At 63.3% G+C, this 20,267-nt stretch carries 19 protein-coding genes and 2 tRNA genes; 11 read left to right on the top strand and 10 right to left on the bottom strand.

The annotated features are described in order from the left end of the window. A complete protein-coding gene (locus CK486_RS01275) occupies positions 1 to 459 on the bottom strand; it encodes a hypothetical protein (protein ID WP_141248859.1) in 459 nt (152 codons plus the stop codon). Positions 460 to 556: 97 nt separating this feature from the next. Here CK486_RS01275 and CK486_RS01280 point away from each other — a divergent pair, with 97 nt between their 5' ends. Continuing rightward, on the top strand, positions 557 to 820 hold the full coding sequence (locus CK486_RS01280; RefSeq protein ID WP_095939030.1) for a helix-turn-helix domain-containing protein: 264 nt from the start codon (positions 557 to 559) through the stop codon (positions 818 to 820). Between the two features lie 22 nt (positions 821 to 842). Here the strand turns inward: CK486_RS01280 and CK486_RS01285 are convergent, their stop codons facing one another. From CK486_RS01285 to CK486_RS01300, 4 genes are all read right to left on the bottom strand, one after another. After that, a complete protein-coding gene (locus CK486_RS01285) occupies positions 843 to 1,172 on the bottom strand; it encodes a hypothetical protein (RefSeq protein WP_048512709.1) in 330 nt (109 codons plus the stop codon). 558 nt (positions 1,173 to 1,730) lie between these two features. Next, positions 1,731 to 3,002, bottom strand: a complete 1,272-nt coding sequence (locus CK486_RS01290) for a Y-family DNA polymerase (RefSeq protein ID WP_095938476.1) — start codon at positions 3,000 to 3,002, stop codon at positions 1,731 to 1,733. Next, complete coding sequence (locus CK486_RS01295) at positions 2,995 to 3,447, bottom strand: LexA family transcriptional regulator (RefSeq protein ID WP_095938477.1); 453 nt, start codon at positions 3,445 to 3,447, stop codon at positions 2,995 to 2,997. The genes CK486_RS01290 and CK486_RS01295 overlap by 8 nt, the downstream gene beginning before the upstream one ends. A 46-nt stretch (positions 3,448 to 3,493) precedes the next feature. Further along, positions 3,494 to 3,730: a DUF1272 domain-containing protein gene (locus CK486_RS01300; RefSeq protein ID WP_095938478.1), complete on the bottom strand. Its 237-nt coding sequence runs from the start codon at positions 3,728 to 3,730 to the stop codon at positions 3,494 to 3,496. Between the two features lie 115 nt (positions 3,731 to 3,845). Between CK486_RS01300 and CK486_RS01305 the strand changes: the two genes are divergently transcribed. The 3 genes from CK486_RS01305 (at position 3,846) to rmuC (ending at position 7,210) form a co-directional block, all read left to right on the top strand. Continuing rightward, positions 3,846 to 4,265 carry a VOC family protein gene (locus tag CK486_RS01305; protein ID WP_095938479.1) on the top strand — a complete coding sequence of 140 codons (420 nt, stop codon included), beginning with the start codon at positions 3,846 to 3,848 and terminating at the stop codon, positions 4,263 to 4,265. A gap of 14 nt (positions 4,266 to 4,279) precedes the next feature. Beyond that, complete coding sequence (locus tag CK486_RS01310) at positions 4,280 to 5,353, top strand: AraC family transcriptional regulator (protein WP_141248860.1); 1,074 nt, start codon at positions 4,280 to 4,282, stop codon at positions 5,351 to 5,353. A 498-nt stretch (positions 5,354 to 5,851) separates the two neighbouring features. After that, on the top strand, positions 5,852 to 7,210 hold the full coding sequence (rmuC, locus tag CK486_RS01315; RefSeq protein WP_176481636.1) for a DNA recombination protein RmuC: 1,359 nt from the start codon (positions 5,852 to 5,854) through the stop codon (positions 7,208 to 7,210). A gap of 6 nt (positions 7,211 to 7,216) precedes the next feature. On the opposite strand, the gene CK486_RS01320 is transcribed toward rmuC, so the two are convergent. Further along, positions 7,217 to 8,122, bottom strand: coding sequence for an alpha/beta fold hydrolase (locus tag CK486_RS01320; RefSeq protein WP_095938482.1), 906 nt, complete (start codon positions 8,120 to 8,122; stop codon positions 7,217 to 7,219). A 124-nt stretch (positions 8,123 to 8,246) separates the two neighbouring features. Here CK486_RS01320 and CK486_RS01325 point away from each other — a divergent pair, with 124 nt between their 5' ends. Then, complete coding sequence (locus tag CK486_RS01325; RefSeq protein ID WP_095938483.1) at positions 8,247 to 9,068, top strand: MerR family transcriptional regulator; 822 nt, start codon at positions 8,247 to 8,249, stop codon at positions 9,066 to 9,068. Here CK486_RS01325 and CK486_RS01330 read toward each other — a convergent pair. From CK486_RS01330 to CK486_RS01340, 3 genes are all read right to left on the bottom strand, one after another. After that, entirely contained in the window at positions 9,049 to 10,305 is a 1,257-nt protein-coding gene (locus tag CK486_RS01330) for an MgtC/SapB family protein (RefSeq protein WP_095938484.1), read from the bottom strand. The two genes, CK486_RS01325 and CK486_RS01330, sit on opposite strands and share 20 nt — an antisense overlap. An 88-nt stretch (positions 10,306 to 10,393) precedes the next feature. Continuing rightward, the gene (locus CK486_RS01335; RefSeq protein WP_095938485.1) at positions 10,394 to 11,092 is read right to left on the bottom strand and encodes a pirin family protein; all 699 of its coding nucleotides are present in this window, start codon (positions 11,090 to 11,092) and stop codon (positions 10,394 to 10,396) included. 107 nt (positions 11,093 to 11,199) lie between these two features. After that, positions 11,200 to 14,679, bottom strand: a complete 3,480-nt coding sequence (locus tag CK486_RS01340) for a PAS domain-containing hybrid sensor histidine kinase/response regulator (RefSeq protein ID WP_095938486.1) — start codon at positions 14,677 to 14,679, stop codon at positions 11,200 to 11,202. A 197-nt stretch (positions 14,680 to 14,876) separates the two neighbouring features. Here CK486_RS01340 and CK486_RS01345 point away from each other — a divergent pair, with 197 nt between their 5' ends. The 3 genes from CK486_RS01345 (at position 14,877) to CK486_RS01355 (ending at position 17,892) form a co-directional block, all read left to right on the top strand. Continuing rightward, positions 14,877 to 15,590 carry an AzlC family ABC transporter permease gene (locus CK486_RS01345; protein ID WP_095939031.1) on the top strand — a complete coding sequence of 238 codons (714 nt, stop codon included), beginning with the start codon at positions 14,877 to 14,879 and terminating at the stop codon, positions 15,588 to 15,590. Then, the gene (locus CK486_RS01350; RefSeq protein ID WP_095938487.1) at positions 15,587 to 15,913 is read left to right on the top strand and encodes an AzlD domain-containing protein; all 327 of its coding nucleotides are present in this window, start codon (positions 15,587 to 15,589) and stop codon (positions 15,911 to 15,913) included. Before CK486_RS01345 ends, CK486_RS01350 begins: the two co-directional genes overlap by 4 nt. A 104-nt stretch (positions 15,914 to 16,017) precedes the next feature. Then, positions 16,018 to 17,892: a 1-acyl-sn-glycerol-3-phosphate acyltransferase gene (locus tag CK486_RS01355; RefSeq protein ID WP_095938488.1), complete on the top strand. Its 1,875-nt coding sequence runs from the start codon at positions 16,018 to 16,020 to the stop codon at positions 17,890 to 17,892. 57 nt (positions 17,893 to 17,949) lie between these two features. Here the strand turns inward: CK486_RS01355 and rdgC are convergent, their stop codons facing one another. After that, complete coding sequence (gene rdgC / locus CK486_RS01360) at positions 17,950 to 18,870, bottom strand: recombination-associated protein RdgC (protein WP_095938489.1); 921 nt, start codon at positions 18,868 to 18,870, stop codon at positions 17,950 to 17,952. A 225-nt stretch (positions 18,871 to 19,095) separates the two neighbouring features. On the opposite strand from rdgC, the gene CK486_RS01365 reads away from it, so the two are divergent. The 3 genes from CK486_RS01365 (at position 19,096) to CK486_RS01375 (ending at position 20,156) form a co-directional block, all read left to right on the top strand. Further along, a tRNA-Val gene (locus CK486_RS01365) sits at positions 19,096 to 19,171 on the top strand. A gap of 15 nt (positions 19,172 to 19,186) precedes the next feature. Continuing rightward, positions 19,187 to 19,263: transfer RNA gene (locus CK486_RS01370), tRNA-Asp, on the top strand. Between the two features lie 176 nt (positions 19,264 to 19,439). After that, entirely contained in the window at positions 19,440 to 20,156 is a 717-nt protein-coding gene (locus tag CK486_RS01375; RefSeq protein ID WP_095938490.1) for an FKBP-type peptidyl-prolyl cis-trans isomerase, read from the top strand. Positions 20,157 to 20,267 lie beyond the last annotated feature (111 nt).

The raw sequence follows: 20,267 nt of genomic DNA on the forward strand, positions 1-20,267 counted from the left end.
CTACAGTGCCCCCTGAGTGGTGTTGGCAGAAGCAATTCCCTGCGAAGGCTTTAGGGGGGAGGCGTTATGAAGCACGTAGTCTGGGTCAATTCCGCCATCTTCAGGCTTCTTGGATAGCTTCAGCATGGCTGCTATGGGGATTACTGCCGACAGGGCGTGACTTCTGTCCCTAAAGAGGATTGCTTGAGCCCTACTTTCAGCGCTCAACTGATCAAGGATTTGATCAATGAAATTGGGAAGCATTGAAACGGGCAGGTAGTGAAGCGGATGCCCTGTGTCAGGATCTTCTTTGGTCAGGATGTTGTCCTCCCACATGGCGATGGCTGCCTGGCTCTGAACGAGAGGCAAACCAAACCACTGCAGTAGGGCGTTCAGCTCCATGAGTACTTCGAGTGTCTCTAGGTTCAGCTGGAACTGCATATTGCTGTTGGGTGGTGAAGGTTGATTTGGGCTTTTCATGATGGGCTCCTGTAAATCGAATACCTGAATATCTGTAAATCGGATATCCGAAGATTAGATATACCTTTGAGGCTTGTCAAGGAGCCAGGTGCGTTACGTGGAAAAGTCGGTGTATCGAGATGAGAACCTAATTCTGCTTAGGTTGCTAAAGCAGTGCCGCGTGGAGGCAGGGATGACCCAGGCGGCGTTTGCCCAAGCGCTTGAGCGTCCGCAGTCATTCGCGAGTGATATCGAGCGCGGCTTGCGCCGCCTCGACCTCGTTCAGCTGCGCGATATTTGCGAGGCGTTAAATATCAGCCTGGTCGAGTTTGTGCAGCGATTTGAAAATGAACTGGCGTTATCAAATCGAGCAGGCGAGTAATGCCTGCTCTTGCCGCAAGGGGCTAGTGGCGCTCGGCCTGCAGTGCTTGCCAGGCTCCGGCATAGAGGGCGGCAGCATCTTCGCTGAGGATGCGTATAGCTTGGATGCAGCACTGCAAGCTTGAAGGGCTCAGTTCGTTAGAGGCTGGGGCGCTGCTAAGCGCGCAAAGCACGCCGAGGAGGGCGGACTGGCGAAGCGTTGCTTCATCGTAAAGGTCGGGCGCTGATGCGCTGCTGAGATAACCGATCACGCAGTGAGGTTCATCGTGACGGAGCGGGGTGAAGCCATTTTCTGTGCCGCTATCGGAAACAGCTTGGCCGGCTTCGCTTTGCAAAGTGATGGTTTCATTCATGGTGTGATCCTCAGAACGGAAAGTTCTGCCACCCAACGCCAATTGGGTGAGCAGACCGCACGGGTTGGCGTACCGGTCTGAGGGCCGGCGCATCCGAAGATGCCCCGCACGGCCCGCCCATAAAGACACAGCCATGCTCAGAGCTAAGCCTCGCTTAGCCCTGTCTCAGACCGGAACGCCAATCCCGTCCCCTTTAAAGGGGAGCACAAACCTATTGGAGTGCTGCCTGAGTGTCAATCTGCGAGGCGCTCTGCCCGATAGGTCGTTTCTATCATTGGCCCTGGAGTGCCGCGTGCGTAATAGTGGGCTGCGCAGCTAAAAGGTCGCACTAGGTGGATAGCACGGTGCGATTTGTTGCCCCCGCAGATTTGGGGACAAAATTTGGGGCAAAATCGGCACCGCTGCAAACCGTCTCATTCCGGGGAGCCCCGAAAGCACTAGGGTTGGCATGGCCTCAGACGATCTGTATAGGCCGCTGGAAGCGTTCGAATCCCTATCTCCCCGCCATATTCAAAACCCCGATGCCTCCCCGCATCGGGTTTTTTTATTGTTTGCGATTTATTCCGCTTTGACGCTCCAGAGCTGATCGAAGCGGGTGGTGTAGCTGGGGCTTTTCATCTCGCGGCGCATGCTCCATTCGGCCTGTTGTGGGACCCGTGCGGGGCGCAGGGTGTCGCGACCCCAGCGAGCATTGATCTGGTCGAGCACCTGCATGGCTTTCTGGCTGGCGTTGCTCTGGCGTGGCTTGAACAGGTCGTCGCTGAATTCGCCGGGCTGGCAGAGGTCGAGCAGGTGCACTTCCGCCTTGCTGTAGGACTGATCCTGGCGATAGATCGCCTGCAGCAGGTGCTGCGCCGTATCGCTCAGCTCGCGCACGTCATTGCTCGGGTAGGGCAGTGGGCAGGCGGCGCTCCAGCCGCCGCGTTGCCCATCCATCTGCCGGGTGCGCAGGTTCAGTTGCAGCTGGCGGCACAGTGAACCTTGTGCCCTGAGTCGAGTGGCCGCCTGGTGGGTGTAGCTGGCGACGGCCTCCTGCAGCGCCTTAAGGCTGCTTTGCGGGCGATTGAACATGCGACTGCAACAGATGCTTTGTCGTGCGCTGACGGGCTCATCCAGCTGCAGGCAACCAATGCCGGCGAGTTCGGCGGCAGTTTTTTCCACCACCACGCCGAAGCGCTTTCGTATTAGCTGTCGGTCGCTTTGTGCCAAATCCCAAGCCGTGCGGATACCCAGAGCAAGGAGTTGTGGCGCCAGGCGCGGGCCGATCCCCCACACGCAATCAACGGGGAGTTTCCTGAGCACTTTCTCGCGGAGGGGCTGCGGGCGGATATCCAGCACGCCGCCGGTGCGCTCCTGCCAGCGTTTGGCGGCGTAATTGGCCAGCTTGGCCAGGGTCTTGGTCGGTGCAATACCCACGCTGACCGGAATTCCGGTGCTGCGCAGCACCGTCTGCTTAAGGTGCTCACCAGTCTGCTGCAGGGGCTCGGGCAGACCGCTGAGGTCGGCGAATGCCTCGTCGATCGAATACACCTCTATTTGCGGCACCAGGCTTTCGATCACCTGCATGACGCGGGCGCTCATGTCGCCGTAGAGGGCGTAGTTGGAGCTGAAGGTGGCCACCTGCTGCCGTCGCAGTTGCTCGCGCACCTGGAAGTAGGGGGCGCCCATGGCAATGTTGAGTTTTTTGGCTTCTTCGCTGCGGCTGATGATGCAGCCGTCGTTGTTGGACAGCACCACGATCGGCTTGCCGTTCAGATCCGGGCGGAAGACGCGCTCGCAGCTGCAATAGAAGCTGTTGCAGTCGATCAGGGCGATGGCCGGTTCAGTCATGCTGGCCGTGCCGGTGGATGCTGTGGCGTACCACGCCCCAGATTTGCAGCTCGTCCTCGGCGTTGATCTGGCGCGGCGGGTAATGCGGATTGGCCGAGTGCAGGCTGATACCCCGTGCATCCTGTTGCAGACGTTTGACGAAGACCTCACCGGCCAGCGCGGCGATGACCACGGCGCCGCTGTATGCCGGCAGGGCGCGGTCGACCACCAGCAGATCCCCGTCGTAAATGCCAACGCCGGTCATGCTGTCGCCGCTGGCGCGGACCAGATAGGTGTGCGGCGCGCGAACGTTCAGCAACTCATCCAGCGATAGCTGGGCCTCCAGATGGTCCTGGGCGGGTGAGGGGAAGCCCGCGGGAATTCGTGAGGAAAGAAAGCAGCTCGTGAGCCGAGCTGCCTGCTGGCCCGAGAAGGATTGCGTTGGCCATGAGGGGACTTCCGTAATGCTGTATTTATATACAGTATTGTCCGCTCGGGTATGTCGTCAAGCGTCAGTGACAGCCGTTTGCCTTGAGCACACGTTCCGTCGAGGCGGGATAGCGCTCCAGCTTGTTGAGTGGACGACGCGGACGTGGCTGCAGCTCGCCGCCGCAATTGGGGCAGCGCTGGCCGAGCCGTTCCGCGCACTGGGCACAGTAGGTGCACTCGAAGGAGCAGATGCGGGCATCGGCGGAGTCGGCCGGCAGGTCACAGTCACAGCATTCGCAGTTGGGGCGTAGTTGCAGCATGGTCCGCGTCCTCGGTGGGTGTTGGTACTGTAAAGGCAGGTGCCTGTGCCTGCCCAGTCCGGGCTCCACGGGTTACCATCGCTGGCCTGGATTGCCATGACAGAGGAGTCGGCCAATGAAATACCTGCATACCATGGTGCGAGTCACCGATCTTGAGGCTTCGCTGGCGTTCTACCGTGATGCTCTGGGGCTGGAAGTGATCCGTCAGCGCGAGTATCCCCAGGGGCGTTTCACCCTGGTTTACCTGGCCGCGCCGGGAGACAGCGATGCGCAACTGGAGCTGACTTACAACTGGGACCCGGAGGTTTATACCGGCGGCCGCAACTTCGGCCATGTGGCCTATGAGGTGGACGATATCTATGCCCTGTGCCAGCGCCTGCAGGAGCATGGCGTGACCATCAACCGCCCGCCCCGTGACGGTCACATGGCCTTCGTGCGGTCGCCGGACAATATCTCCGTCGAGCTGCTGCAGAAGGGCGAGCCGCTGGCTCCGGCCGAGCCCTGGGCGTCGATGGCCAATACCGGCAGCTGGTAAGTAGGCTGACTGCCTTGAGCGATTCCTGGACGAGCCGACTGCTGGCCCTGCTTGGTTCTCCGGCGGCGATGGCGGGCAGTTATGTCGAGTCGCTGCTGCCGGCTGCCGCCGCTCAGGGCTTGCCTGTCGATACCTTGCTGGCCGAGGCTGGCATCGAGGCCGGGCAGCTCGCGCTGCCGGGCTATCGCCTGCCACTGTACAAGGCCTTCCGCCTGCTGCTGGCCGCCGAGCGCCACAGCCAGGATGACCTGATAGCCCTGCGTCTGGCCGCCGCGGTGCGCCCGCGCTCGTTTCAGGTGCTGGGGTATGCCGCGATGAGCTGTACCACCCTCGGCGAAGCCATTCAGCGGCTGCAGCGTTTTGAAGCGCTGGTCTGGGATATCGGAGATACCCGTCTGGAGTTGCAGGATCAGTGGGCGGTGCTCAGTTGGCAGCCCCGGCTGTTGCCCTGGGTGCCACGCCAGGCGGTGGAAATGGCTCTTGGGGGCTGGCTGGCCTTTGGCGACTGGCTGAGTGAGGGGCGAGCCAGGCCGCAGCGCGTGGAGTTCCGCCATGCGGTGAATGAGGCGGCCTGCAGCGCGTTGCTGGGTTGCCCGGTGCAGGGCAACGCCGCACGCCATGCCGTGATCTTTGCCCGCGAACTGCTGGATCTGCCGCTGCGCGAGGCAGACCCGCATCTGCGCAGCCTGATGGATGCCCAGGGCGAAGCCTGCCTGGCCAATTACCGCCTGCACAGCAACCTGGCCAACGAGGTACGCGCTGCGCTCTGCACCGGTCTGGGGCAGGGAGACTTTTCGCTGGAGTGCACGGCGGAGCGTTTGCAGCTCAGCCCGCGGATGTTGCGCCGTCGCCTGAGCGAGGCCGGTCTGAGCCTGGCGGATCTGCTGGACGAAGTGCGCCAGGATCTGGCGTTGCTGTACCTGCGCCATACCGACTGCAGTCTTCTGGAAATTGCCTGCCTGCTCGGTTTTGCTGAACAGAGTTCCTTCTCCCGCGCCTTTCGCCGCTGGACCGGACGCCCGCCGGCCGAGTATCGCCGCGAATACAGCCCACAAAGCCCCGAAAAAGGGCATGCGCAGTGCCCCTAACAGAGACTTGTGCACAATCGCAAGGCATCTCTGCCGGGTGCGGCAAAAAAGCTGATTTTTTCTGTCACCAACCCTGTTGACTTTTTAACTTATTGAAAAATAAAGATTTTTTATTGTGGTTAAAAAGTAGCCAGTTTGAGCGGGAGGCCCATTTCATCGGGGGTCGGCTGGGTTTTCACCTTCTTTCCCACAGAGTTATCCACAGCTTCTGTGGATTGTCCCGAGCGCTTGCTCCGGGGCCGCGAAACAGACGCTTTGCACGACCGTGCCAGCATTTCGCCAGCCTTATTTTTCCTCTGGTCTGTCAAAAATTCCCGGGCAATTGCGCCGGGTAAAGAAATGCGGCTGCGTATAATCGCCGCCATCTGATTGGGAGAACCGCACATGATCCTCGACCCCGCCAACCTGCTGTTGGGCCTGCTGCTGGCCGCTGCGCCGCTGACCCTGCTGCTCTGGCGCCAGCATCGCCAGCTGCTGGAGCAGGGCGCCACCCTGGCTCTGCAGGAGGAGCGTCTGAGTACCGCCGTACTCGCCCGCGAAGGGCTGCAGGTGCAGCTGGAACAGGCGCAGACCGAGGCTCGCCAGCAGAGTGAACAGCTGGCGGTGCAGCAGGCCAGCGTGGCGGCCCTGCGCAAGGAGGTCGAGCTGCTCCAGCGCGAGAGCCAGCAGTTGCGCCAGCAGGGGGAAGGTCAGGAGGCCGTGCGCCTGGCGCAGGAGGCCGAGTTGCGTCGCCTGGAGGCCGAGCGGGCCGGCTTGAGTGCCGAGCTGCGCGAGCAGCAGGAGCACCAGCAGCAGCGTCTGAATGATCTGCAGGGCGCACGCGATGAGTTGCGTGCGCAGTTCGCCGAGCTGGCCGGGAAGATCTTCGACGAGCGCGAGCAGCGTTTTGCCGAGACCAGCCAGCAGCGCCTTGGCCAGTTGCTCGACCCGCTCAAGGAACGCATCCAGGCCTTCGAGAAGCGTGTCGACGAGAGCTACCAGCAGGAGGCGCGCGAGCGTTTCTCCCTGGGCAAGGAGCTGGAGCGTCTGCAGCAGCTCAACCAGCGTCTGGGCGATGAGGCGACCAACCTGACCCGTGCGCTCAAGGGCCAGAAGACCCAGGGCAACTGGGGCGAGCTGGTGCTGGAGCGGGTGCTGGAACAGGCCGGGCTGGAAAAGGGTCGCGAGTACGAGACGCAGGTCAGCCTCAAGGGCGCCGATGGCGAGCGCTTTCAACCGGATGTGCTGATTCAGCTGCCGGGCGACAAACAGGTGATCGTCGATGCCAAGGTCAGCCTCACCGCCTGGCAGCAGTTCATCGGTGCCGAGGACGAGGCGCAGCGTCAGCAGGCACTCAAGCAGCACCTGCTGTCGCTGCGCAATCACCTCAAGGGTCTTTCCGGCAAGGACTACAAGCGTCTGGAGGGGCTGCACAGCCTGGATTTCGTCCTGCTCTTCGTGCCTATCGAAGCGGCGTTTTCCGCCGCTCTGCAGGCCGATGCGGAGCTGTTCCAGGATGCCTTTGCCCAGCAGGTGGTGATTGTCAGTCCGACCACCCTGCTGGCCACCCTGCGGGTGATCGACAGCCTCTGGCGTCAGGAGCGGCAGAGTCAGAACGCCCGCGAGATCGCCGAGCGCGCCGGCCAGCTGTACGACAAGTTCGTCGCCTTCATCGGCGATCTGGACGAGGTCGGCAGCCGCCTGCAGCAGCTGGACAAGGCCTACGCGGCGGCGCGCAACAAACTGGTGGAAGGGCGCGGCAATCTGGTTGGCCGGGTGGAAAACCTCAAGCTGCTGGGGGCTCGCGCCAGCAAGGCGCTGCCCGGCGAGTGGCTGGAGCGCGCGGCGCTGCCGGTGGCCGAAGCCGACAGCGACTGAGCGGACTCAGGCTGATTGTGCCAGCCGTATGCGTGACTGCTGGCGAGCCAGATAGTCGAGGATCAGGCGGGCCATGCTGTTGGCTTCCACCAGCAGTTGCCAGTGGCCGGCCGGCAAGTCATGACGCTCCAGCTCCGTCACCCAGTTGGGTAGGTCATCGAGCAGTTGCGGGCGGACGAACATATCCTTCTGCGCCACCAGCAGGTGCACGGGCACGCGCGTATGACGTGGCTGCGGATGCAGCAGGCGTTCGATGAAGTTGGCCCGGTACAGGGCGATGCCTCGGCAGGCATTGCCCAGCTGATCCGGATCGGGGGCCGGCCGGTAGCCTTCCAGAGCGCCGATCAGGGCATTCCAGTGTTTGGCCATACCGGCGCGCCAGCTCCATTCGGGAATTCTCGGCAGCTGGAAAAAGGCGATATAGCCCGAGTGCAGCAACTGGCTGATGGCCTGCCACCACAGGCGCGGGCTGCGGCTGGCAAAGCAGCGGCGCAGCCAGAAACTGGCGTGATCCAGGCAGGGGCCGGAGAGGCTGGTGAACGAGGCGAACAGCTGCTCCATGCCGTCGGCGCAGATGGCTTCCCAGCTCTGGATGGAGCCCCAGTCGTGGGCGATCAGGTGTACCGGTTGGCCATGGCCGACAGCACGGGCCACCGCGCGCAGATCGTTGGCCAGGTGTTCCAGGCGATAGTCGCGCACGGCAGCGGGGTGTGAGGACTGGCCGCTGCCGCGCACGTCATAGGCCACTACCTGATAGTGAAGGCTCAGGCGTTCGATCAGCGGCAGCCAGGTATGGTGACTGTCCGGGTAGCCGTGTACCAGGAGCAGCACCGGACCACTGCTGCGGCCCCAGCGGTAGCAGGCCAGGCGCACACCGTCGCCGTCGACGAAAAAACGGGTGGAGGTAGACATGTTGTTTCCTCGGCAGGCAAAGCCTGAGTCTGCCTGTGCCCGGCGTGGCCCCGACACCGGCGCAAAGTCGGGTGGGGTGGGGGACGATTGTTGCCGGGGGGCGCCGCGGCTATCATCGCGCCCCATGAACAGTCCCACCCAGCTACTGCAGCGTCTGCTTGGCCGCCTGCCGCCGGTTGCCGATGAGCGCGAATACAGCGTCGACGAGCTGGCCCGGGCTGGCGAAACCACCGTGCGCAACGTGCGCGCCTACCAGGACAAGGGCCTCTTGCCACCACCGGAGCGACGTGGCCGGGTGGGGGTTTACCGGGGCGAGCATCTGGCCCGGCTGCGTCTGATCGGTCAGTTGCTGGAGCGCGGTTACACCATCGCCAGCATCCGCGAGCTGTTCGATGCCTGGGAAAAAGGCCAGGGTCTGGCTCATGTGCTGGGGCTGGACGAGGCGATCCGTGGCTCTGCACAGCCGGAGCCCGTGGCGACCCTAGGCTTTGATGAGCTGCAGGCAATCTTCGGCGAGGCCCTCGACGACGAGATCATCGACCGCAGCACCGAGCTGGAATTGCTGGAGTTCGCCGGTGATCACCTCCGGGTCAAGAGCCCGCGCCTGTTCGCCGCCGGCGTGCAGCTGCATCAGGCCGGCCTGCCGCTGCCGGCGCTGCTGGACGAGTTGATTGCCATTCGCGGCCATGTCGAGCAGCTGTCGACGGGCATCGTCCAGCTGATCGTTGCCAATCTGGTCAATCCGCTGCTGACTTCCTCCTTGCCCCGGGTGGACGAGTTGGAAGGTCTGAGCCGGCAGATTCACGCGCTGCGCCCGCTGGTCGAGCAGGTGGTCGAGGCGGAACTGGCCCGCGCCCTGCCGCTGGTGGCCGAGCGCGAGCTGAGCGGGCGGGTGCAGCAGTTGCTCGAAGGCTTCCTTCAGCCGGTCAGGCCCACAGCAGACTGAGCGCGGCCAGCACCAGGCCGGCGGCCATCACCGGCAGTGTGCGCCAGGCCAGGGCGCGACCACCAATCAGGGCGATCAGCCCTCCCTTGACCAGGCTGTTGCTCAGCGCCGCGAGGAAGATGCCCTGCACGGCGACCTCGGCGGCCAGCTCGTGGCGGGCATTGCGCGCCAGGGTCAGGGTGATCGCATCGACATCGGTCAGCCCCGACAGCAGCGACACCAGATACACCCCCACATCGCCGAAACCGCGCCGGGCGGCCTCCACCAGAAACAGGATGACCACCAGCAGGGCGGCAAAGCGCAGTGCCGGGCCCAGCTCGAAGGGGTTTTTCAGCGGTGGTTCGGCGTTGTTCTCCAGTTCGTTGCCGGCCTGACGGAACAGCAGCAGCGCGCCCAGGGCATAGACCAGCGCCGCAATGCCCAGTGGCCAGCTGAGCTGACCGAGCAGGGCCGGGTTGAGCAGGCCGACCGCTAGCAGGATGCGCGGAAACATCAGCGCCGAGGTGGCCAGCAGGCCGGCGCTGAGCAGTGCCTGCAGGCGTTTGCCGTCGTGCAGGCGAGCCAGGGTGATGGTCATGGCGGTGGACGACACCAGACCGCCAAGCAGGGCGGTGACCAGCAGGCCGTAGCGTGCACCGATCAGGCGGATGGCGATGTAGGCGGCAAAACCGATGCCGGCGATCAGCACCACCATCCACCAGGTGGCGTAGGGGTTGAAGGCCTCCCAGGGACCGAAGCCCTGGTTGGGTAACACCGGCAGCAGCACCACGGAGATGAACAGCAACTTCAGCGCGCCGGACAGCTCATCCGCGCTGAGACGACGCAGGCCCTGATGCAGCGGCTCCTTGAGACTGAGCAGAAGAGCAATCACCACGGCACAGCCGGCGGCCAACGTGCGCTGGTCGTTCATCGCCAGACTGCCGAGCAGGAAGGTGGAGAGCATCGCAAATTCGCTGGTCAGCGACAGGTCGCCAACCTTGCGCTGCTCACCCAGGTAGCGAGCGATCACCAGTAAACCGAAGATCAGCAGGCTGGCGCCCCACGCCAGCAGCCCCAGTTGCTGGCCGAGCAGTGCGGCCAGACCGCCGAGCAGGCCGGTCAGGCCGAAGGTACGGATGCCGGCGATCAGGCGGGCATCCTCGGTGGCGCGGGCGCTCCAGCCGCGCTCGGTACCGATCAGCAGGCCGACACCCAGGGCCGTGGCGAGGTTGAGCAACTGGTCGTGGAACAGAGGCATGCAGGCATCCTTGAGCGGTGGGGCATGCTGGGAAGTGTAACGGTCTCACTTCGCCTCTGCCTGCCGTGCATCAAGGCTTGCGGTGATTTCAGGCCACGTCGACCAGCACCACTTCACTGTCTTCCAGAGCTTCAATCAGCAGCTCCGGCTCGCCGCTGACCGCCACACCATCGCGATCCCCGGCCAGTACGCCATTGACCCGGATGCTACCGCCGCAGGCTACCAGATAGGCCTTGCGTCCCCCGGTCAGGCTGTAGCGGCATTGCTGGCCGGACGGCAGGGTGGCAGCTGCCAGACGGGCGTCGGCCCGGATCGGCAGTGCTTCATGGTCGTCGGCAAAACCGCTGGCCAGGACCACGAACTGCCCGGCGCGTTCGCCCTTGGGGAAGGGCTTGTTGCCCCAGCTCGGTTCGCCGCCGCGCTGTTCGGGAATGATCCAGATCTGGAATATCTTGGTGGTGATGCGTTCACGGTTGTATTCGGCATGGCGGATGCCGCGGCCAGCGCTCATCACCTGCACATCACCGGCCTCGGTGCGGCCCTGGTTGCCCAGGTGGTCCTGATGGGTGATGGCACCTTCGCGCACGTAGGTGATGATTTCCATGTCGCTGTGCGGGTGCGGCGGGAAGCCTGTGCCGGCGGCGATTTCGTCATCGTTCCACACGCGCAGGTGCCCCCAGTGTACCCGCGACGGGTCGTGGTATTCGGCAAAGGAAAAGTGGTGCCGGGCATTGAGCCAGCCGTGATCGGCATGGCCAAGGCTGGCAAATGGGCGGATTTCGATCATGGTCATCTCTCCACGGCCCCGGCAGGGGCCTCGCTGGAGGTGATGATCTATCCGGCCTGATCGATTTAAAAGCGCAAAAAATGCGCTATTTGAATCGATCTATTCGATCAGTTGATGGGCAGGTGCCGGCTCAGAAGGGCGCGCAGGGCGGCGGGCTTGACCGGCTTGGCCAGGTAATCGAGCCCGGCGGCATGCACCGTGTCGATCAGCTCCGGCCGGCCGTCGGCGCTGATCACCACTCCGGGCACCGGTTCGCCCAGACGGGTGCGCAGCCAGGCCATCAGCTCGGTGCCGGTTTCGCCTTCGTCGAGGTGGTAGTCCACCAGCGCCAGGCGCGGGCGGACGTCCTCGTCGAGCAGGTGCTCGCACTCCAGGCGGTTGCGCGCCGTCCACACCTGACAGCCCCAGCGTGACAGCAGGCTGTGCATGCCGGTGAGGATGCTGTCCTCGTTGTCCACACAGAGCACCTGCACGCCACCCATGTCGTGCCCGGCGCTGACCGGCGTGGCGGCCTGGGCCGGCTCCAGACGGGGCTCCGGAAGGCAGGGCACGCTGACGCTGAAGACGCTGCCCTTGCCCGGCCAGGAGCGTACCTGCAGTTCATGGCCGAGTACCCGGCACAGGCCGTCGGCAATCGCCAGGCCCAGTCCCAGTCCCTTCTCGGCACGGGTCTGGTGGCTGTCCAGGCGTTTGAATTCTTCGAAGATGAACTGGCGCTTGTCTTCGGGGATGCCCGGGCCGCGGTCCCAGACTTCAATGCGCAGGCGTTCACCTTCACGGCGCACGCCCAGCAGCACGCGGCCACTGGCATAGCGGAAGGCGTTGGTGAGGAAGTTCTGCAGTACCCGGCGCAGCAGTTTCTGGTCGCTGTTGAGCCACAGGCGGCTGCCGCGCACGCGAAAGTTCATGTGCTGCTCGACGGCCAGGGCCTGGAACTCGACCTTGAGGGTGTCGAGCAACTGGTTCAGGGGGAAGTGCGCCAGGCTTGGGGTGACCCGGCCGCTTTCCAGGCGCGAGATGTCCAGCAGGTCGGTGATCAGGTCTTCGGCCGAGCGCAGCGAGCTGTCCAGGTGCTGCACCAGCTCGCTGGCATCGCGGGGCAGGTCGTTATGGTGGCTGAGGGCGGCGGAGAACAGCCGCGCGGCATTCAGCGGCTGCATCAGGTCATGGCTGACGGCAGCAAGGAAACGGGTTTTCGACTGGTTGGCCGTTTCGGCATGGGCCTTGGCTTCACCGAGCGCCTGGTTGAGCAGTGACAGCTCGCCGGTGCGCTCGGCCACGCGCTGCTCCAGCCCTTCGTTGGCCTCCTTGAGGGCGCGTTCGGCTTCGCGGAAGGCGGTGATGTCGGTAAAGCTCATGACGAAACCGCCGCCCGGCATCGGGTTGCCGATCAGCTCGATCACCCGGCCATTGGGGAACAGCCGTTCGGATTTGTGCGGCGTACCCTGGCGCATCCAGGCTAGGCGCTTGCGCACGTGCAGGTCGGGGTCGCCGTCGCCGAGCAGGCCGCGCTCGGCGTTGAAGCGGATGATGTCGCCAATCGGCCGGCCGACCTGGATCAGGCCCTCGGGGTAGTCGAACAGCTCGATGTAGCGGTGGTTCCAGGCCACCAGTTGCAGGGACTGGTCGACCACGCTGAGCCCCTGGCTGATGTTCTCGATGGCACCCTGCAGCAGGGCGCGGTTGAACTGCAGCACCTCGCTCGCCTCGTCGGCGATGCGCACCACGTCCTCGACCTGCATCTCGCGGCCTTCAATGGCCGCCTTGACCACCGCCCGGGCCGAGGATGCCCCCAGCACGCTGGCCAGCAGGCGCTCGGTGTGGATGATCCACTCGGCGTTGGCGTTCTGCGCGGGGTTGAAGCCCTTGCCCTGCTTGAAGGCGAAGCGGGTGAAGCTCTGCCGCGCGCGGTCTTCGCCAACGAAGCGCGCGGCCAGCATCAGCAGGTCCTGCAACTGCACGGCAAGCAGCGAGCGGCTGCGGCTGGGCGAGCCGACTTCCTGGCCGATGAAGCGGCTGGCCTGCCAGTGCTCGGAGACGCGGGTACGGGAAACCAGCGACACACCGATGAACAGGGCGAAGTTGCCGATCAGTGAAATCACCACGCCCTGGGTCAGCGGGTCCATCGGCAGTCGCCAGGGGTTGGCCTGCAACCAGGCCAGCAGCGGCCAGCCTTCCAGCGACCAGCCAAGGCCCCTGGCCAGAACCGGCAGTACCAGGCAGTAGGCCCAGAAGAAGGCACCGGCGGCCAAACCGGCAAACACGCCGCGGCGGTTGGCCTGTTTCCACAGCAGGGCGCCGATCATGGCCGGGCCGAGCTGGGCGATGGCGGCGAAGGCAATCTGGCCGATGGTGGCCAGACTGGCGCTGGAGCCGAGCAGGCGGTAGATCACATAGGCCAGCAGCAGGATGACCACAATGGTCACCCGGCGCACCGACAGCAGCCAGTGGCGGAACAGTTCGAACGGCCGCTCGGCGTGCTGTTTGCGCCGCAGCAGGGCGGGCAGGACCATGTCGTTGCTGACCATGGTCGAGAGTGCGACGGCCTCGACGATGACCATGCCGGTGGCGGCCGAGGCACCGCCGATGAACGCCAGCAGTGCCAGACCGGGATGAGCTTCGGCCAGCGGCAGGTTGATCACGAAGGAGTCCGGCATCACCCCGCCGGGCAGGTGCAGCATGCCGGCCAAGGCAATGGGGACAACGAACAGTGCGGCGAGAATGAGGTAGGCCGGAAATACCCAGCGGGCCATCCGCAGATCCCGGCTGTCGGTGTTCTCCACCACGGTGACATGGAACTGGCGCGGCAGGCACATCAGGGCGGTCATGGCCACGCCTACCTGAACGAGCAGCCCCGGCCATTGCGGGTCGTTTTGCCAGAAGGCCTGCAGCTGCGGCGCGGCCAGTGCCTGGTCGAACAGATCGCCCGGCCCATCGAACAGGCCCCAGGTGACGAAGGCGCCAACCGCGAGGAAGGCCAGCAGCTTGATCAGCGATTCGAAGGCCACCGCCAGCACCATGCCACGGTGATGCTCGGTGACATCCAGGCTGCGGGTACCAAACAGAATGGTGAATAGCGCCAGCACTAGGCTGACGATCAGTGCCGTGTCCTGAGCACGAGCGCCCGCCGATTCGGCGCCGGCGCCGGAGAGCAGGTTGACGCCGAGGACGATGGCTTTGAGTTGCAGGGCGATATAGGGCAGCACGCCGACCAGGCAGATCAGCGCCACCACTACCGCCAGTGACTGCGACTTGCCGTAGCGCGCGGCGATGAAGTCGGCAATCGAGGTGATGTTTTCCTGTTTGCTGATGGCCACCATTTTCTGCAGCACCCAGGGGGCAAACAGCATCAGCAGCACCGGGCCCAGGTAGATCGGCAGGAACGACCACAGCTGGTTGGCCGCCTGGCCGACGGCACCGAAGAAGGTCCAGCTGGTGCAATACACCGCCAGCGACAGGGAAAACACCCAGGCGCGCAAACGCGGGGAGAGCGGCGTCTTGCGCCGGTCGCCCCAGAAGGCGATGGCGAACAGAATGGCCATGTAGACCAGGGCAACGGCGGCGATCAGTCCGCTGGACAGCGACATGCAGGCTCCAGGCGCGAGGGGATGAAAGTGCTCCACACCTTACCGCAGTTTTGTCGTGGAGGCGGTGATGTGCCAGCGCACATCGACCAAGGTCTAGAGTGCCCTTGAGTGGTGCGCGGCAGGCTGCTAGCGTGGCGGGCCGATTTCTGACCGAACGGACGATTATCATGTCTCTCGCGGCACCGGCCGAGCAGCATCTGTCTCCCCATCAAGAGTTCCTGCAGGGCATGCGCGACATGCTGCCCATGCTGATCGGGGCCATACCGTTCGGCATCATTTTCGGCAGCCTAGCGGGCAGTGCCGGGCTGACGCCGTGGCAGACGGTGGGGATGTCGCTCCTGGTGTTTGCCGGGTCGGCGCAGTTCATTGCCCTGAGTCTGCTCAGCGGTGGAGCCAGCCTGGCGGTGTTGCTGCTGACCACGCTGGTGGTCAATCTGCGTCATGCGCTGTACAGCGCCAGCCTGCAGCCATTTGTGCGTCATCTGCCGGTGCGCTGGCGCATGCCGCTGGCCTTCTGGCTGACCGACGAGGCCTTCGCCGTGGTCCAGCACCGCTATGCCGAGCTGGACGCCTCGCCGCACAAACACTGGTATTTCCTTGGTGCGGCATTGGCCATGTATGGCAACTGGCAGCTGTGCACGCTGATCGGCCTGTGGTTTGGCCAGAGCGTGCCGGACATTGCCCGCTGGGGGCTGGATTTCGCCATGCTGGCCACCTTCATCGGTATTGTTGTGCCGATGCTCAGAAACCGGCCGCAAGTGGCGGCAGCGCTGGTCGCCGGAGCGGTGGCGCTGGTCTGTCACGGCCTGCCTTATCAGCTGGGGCTGCTGGCGGCGGCCGCCTGTGGCATTGCGGTCGGTGTCTGTCTCGAACGCCGTGTGGCGGTCTCTTCTGTGGAGGTGGCGTCATGAATCACTGGCTGTTGATCATTGGCATGCTGGCGATCACCTTCGCCACCCGTTACAGCCTGTTTGCCTTTCCGCACCTGCAGTTTCCGGCTGTGGTCCGGCAGGCCCTGCATTACGTGCCGACGGCGGTGCTGACGGCGATCGTGGTGCCGGGGATGTTCTATCAGGAAGGGGCGCTGGCGCTGCGCTGGGACAATGCCTATCTGCTGGCCGGTCTGGCCACCATTGCCATCGCCGGGCTGACACGTCATCTCCTGGCGACCATTGGCGGCGGCCTGCTGCTGTTCTTCGTGCTGCGCTGGCAGCTCGGGCAGTTGCCCATCTGAGAGGTCGGTAGAAAAAGCGCGTGCAGGGAGTGGCTTTTTAGTCCGGTTTTGCCGTCCAATTCAGGACGCCACTTCTGGCCTTCTGCATCGGGTATCAAGGGACCATGACTTCCGAATCGCAATTTGCCTTGCTCGGTAAACGCCGCTTCCTGCCATTTTTCGTGACGCAACTGCTGGGCGCGTTCAACGACAACATCTTCAAGCAGTCGCTGATCCTCGCCATCCTCTACAAGCTGGCGGTGAGCGCTGACCGGCATATGCTGGTCAACCTCTGTGCCTTGCTGTTCATTCTGCCGTTCTTCCTGTTTTCCGCCCTCGGCGGGCAGTTTGGCGAGAAGTTCGCCAAGGATGCGCTGATTCGGGCGATCAAGCTGGCTGAAATCGTGATCATGGCCGTGGGCGCCGCCGGCTTCATGCTGGATAACCTGGTGCTGATGCTGTTGGCCTTGTTCGCCATGGGTACCCATTCGGCGCTGTTCGGCCCGGTCAAGTACTCCATCCTGCCGCAGGCGCTGCAGGAGCAGGAGCTGATTGGTGGCAACGCGCTGGTGGAAATGGGCACCTTCCTGGCCATCCTCGCCGGCACCATCGGGGCAGGGATCATGATGTCCTCAGCCGATTACCAGCCGGTGGTGGCCGTGGCCATTGTCCTTGTGGCTACCTGCGGCTACCTGGCCAGCCGGCAGATTCCCCGTGCCCATGCGGCCATGCCGGAGCTGGTGCTGGACTGGAACATCTTTCGCCAGTCCTGGCAGATCCTGCGCCTGGGGCTGGGACAGCGGCCTTCGGTGTCGCGCTCGCTGGTGGGCAACTCGTGGTTCTGGTTTCTTGGCGCGGTGTACCTGACGCAGATTCCGGCCTTCGCCAAGGAGTTCCTGCACGGCGATGAAAGCGTGGTGACGCTGATCCTCACCGTGTTTTCGGTGGGCATCGCCATGGGCTCGATGCTTTGTGAGCGTCTGTCCGGCGGCAAGGTGGAGATCGGTCTGGTGCCGTTCGGCTCGATTGGTCTGACTCTGTTCGGCATCCTGCTCTGGTGGCACAGCGGCGGTTTCCCGGCCGGCAGTGAACCTTACGGCTGGCTCGCGGTGCTGGGGCATGCACAGGCCTGGTGGATACTGGCCGACATCTTCGGCATCGGCCTGTTCGGCGGCTTCTACATCGTGCCGCTGTATGCGCTGATCCAGGCGCGCACGGCTGAAAATGAGCGGGCGCGGGTGATTGCCGCCAACAACATCCTCAACGCGCTGTTCATGGTGATCTCGGCGATTGTCTCGATCCTCTTCCTCAGCGTGGCCGGCTTCAGCATTCCCGAGCTGTTCCTGGTGGTGTCGCTGATGAACGTGGCGGTCAACAGCTACATCTTCAAGATCGTGCCCGAGTTCAGCATGCGCTTTCTGGTCTGGCTGCTGGGCCACTCGATGTACCGCGTCGAGCACAAGGGGCTGGAGGTGATTCCGGAGGAGGGACCGGCGGTGCTGGTGTGCAACCACGTCTCCTTCGTCGATGCACTGCTGATCGGTGGCGCCATCCGCCGTCCGGTGCGCTTTGTCATGTACTACAAGATCTACAACCTACCGGTGCTCAACTTCATTTTCCGCACTGCCGGCACGGTGCCGATTGCCGGACGCAGCGAGGACCTGCTGATCTATGATGCGGCGTTCAAGAAGATCGCCGAGTACCTGCGCAATGGCGAGGTGGTGTGCATCTTCCCCGAGGGCAAGCTGACCAGTGATGGCGAGCTCAACGAGTTCAAGGCGGGCGTTGAGCGAATCGTCGAGGAGAATCCGGTGCCGGTGATCCCCATGGCGCTGCAGGGGTTGTGGGGTAGCTTCTTCAGTCGCGATCCGAACAAGGGATTCTTCAAGCGCCTGTGGTCGCGCATTACTCTGGTGGCCGGTCAGCCGCTGGCTCCGGAGCTGGCCAAGTGCGAGGTGTTGCAGGCGCAGGTCAGTGCACTGCGGGGCAGTCAGCGCTGAGACTGTGACACCCAACAAAAAGCCCGGCATGTGCCGGGCTTTTTGTTGCGCGTGGCATCAGATGCCCTGAGGGATTTCCTCACCGCCCATGGCTTCGATCAGCTGCGGCAGGAACTCGATGAAGGTCAGCATCATCAGGGTGAAGCTGGCATCGAGCTGGCCCAGCGCATCGTCGCCGCCGTCCTGTTCGGCCTGATCCTGCAGCAGGTCTTCAAAACGCAGACGCTTGAGCGCCAGCTTGTCGTCGATCAGCAGGGACAGTTTGTCTTCCCAGGCCAGGGCCAGTTTGGTGACGATCTTGCCGTTGTTCAGGTGCTGCTGGACCTCGTCGCTGGCCAGGTCGTGGCGCTTGACCCTCACGATGCCGCCGTCTTCCTGAACATCACGCAGCTCGCACTCGTCCAGCACGGTCAGGCCATTGCTGGCGCGCTGGTTCTTCAGCCAGTCGGTGAAGGTGGCTGTGGGCGCCATCTTCACCGAAAGCGGCCGTACCGGCAGGCTGCCAAGCACTTCACGCAGGGTGGAGAGCAGGTCTTCGGCGCGCTTGGGGCTGGAGGAATCCACCAGAATCAGGCCCTGGGCCGGGGCGATGGCGGCAAAGGTCGCCGATTTGCGCACGAAAGCGCGGGGCAGGAATGCCTGGACGATTTCGTCCTTCAGCTGGTCGCGTTCCTTCTTGTAGACCTTGCGCATCTGCTCGGCTTCGATCTCGTCGACCTTTTCCTTCAGCGCGTCACGCACCACGCTGCTGGGCAGGATGCGTTCTTCCTTGCGGGCAGCCAGCAGCAGAAACCCCTGAGAGCTGTGTACCAGCGGGGCGTCGGCACCTTTGCCGAAGGGGGCAACAAAACCGTAGGTGCTCAGTTCCTGGCTGGCGCAGGAGCGGGCGGGCTTGCTGGCCAGAGCCTGTTCCAGCTCCTCGGCAGTGAGGGGCAGGGGCTGGGTCAGACGGTATACGAGCAGGTTACGAAACCACATGGCGGCAAGACTCTCCCTTGATAAAGGCCCGCATTATTCCGCCCCGGTGAGCATTGGCCAAGTGCGATGCGTCTGCTGGCAAGAAATGTCCGGCATGACCCTGCAGTCAGCCCAGTAAAAACGCTAGGCAGCGCTAAGCCTTTGGAACAACAGAAAATTTTTTTCAGAAAAGGCTTGCCAGGGTTCGCTCTCGTCCGTATAGTTCGCCCCACTTCGAGAGCAAACGGGTGATTAGCTCAGCCGGGAGAGCATCTGCCTTACAAGCAGAGGGTCGGCGGTTCGATCCCGTCATCACCCACCACTCTTGAAGAGTCGCGCAGCGGTAGTTCAGTCGGTTAGAATACCGGCCTGTCACGCCGGGGGTCGCGGGTTCGAGTCCCGTCCGCTGCGCCACTTTTTCCTCCCTCCCTAAGTGACAATCTTCTTAATTTCCCTTCTGTCGATTACTTCAGGTTTGAGTTGATCATCCTGGGGATTTTTGCATTTCCCATAGCCCCTCCCGATGTGCCCTGATAAGCTCGCGTGCTGTTTAGCACCAGCCGTAAGGCGTTCAATCCTAAGGAAGCTACATGAAACAAAATCGCTTGGCGGCGGCTGTCGCCCTGGCCGCTCTGGTTCTCGCCGGCTGCGACTCGAAGACCACCGTAGAGCTGAAAACCCCGGCCCAGAAAGCCTCCTACGGCATTGGCCTGAACATGGGCAAGAGCCTGGCTCAGGAAGGCATGGATGATCTGGATTCCGCTGCCGTTGCCCAGGGCATTGAAGACGCCATTGGCAAGAAGCCGCAGCAACTGACTGATGAAGAGCTGGTTGAGGCTTTTGCCTTCCTGCAGAAGCGTGCCGAAGAGCGCATGGCCGCTCTGAATGACGAAGCCGCCAAGGCCGGCAAGAAATTCCTCGAAGAAAACGGCAAGCGCGAAGGCGTTATCACCACCAAGTCCGGTCTGCAGTACGAAGTGGTGAAGAAAGCCGAAGGCGCACAGCCCAAGCCCACCGACGTGGTGACCGTTCACTATGAAGGCAAGCTGACCGATGGTAGCGTGTTCGACAGCTCCATCCAGCGTGGTAGCCCGATCGATCTGCCGGTCAACGGTGTGATTCCGGGTTGGGTTGAGGGTCTGCAGCTGATGCACGTTGGTGAGAAGTACAAGCTGTACATCCCGAGTGAGCTGGCTTACGGCGCACAGAGCCCGAGCCCGGCCATTCCGGCCAACTCGGTGCTGGTATTCGATCTGGAGCTGCTGTCGATTAAGGACGCAGACAAGGATCAGCCGGCGCAAAACTAAGCCGTGTTTCCTGGTTAACACCAACGCCCCGCAAGTCGGGGCGTTGGTGTTTCTGCGGGGCTGTAAAAGCAGGTGACTGCAAGGTCATAATGGGGCGTTTTCGGTTGATGT

Source organism: Pseudomonas sp. HAR-UPW-AIA-41, from assembly GCF_002304225.1.
Classification (GTDB): Bacteria; Pseudomonadota; Gammaproteobacteria; order Pseudomonadales; family Pseudomonadaceae; genus Aquipseudomonas.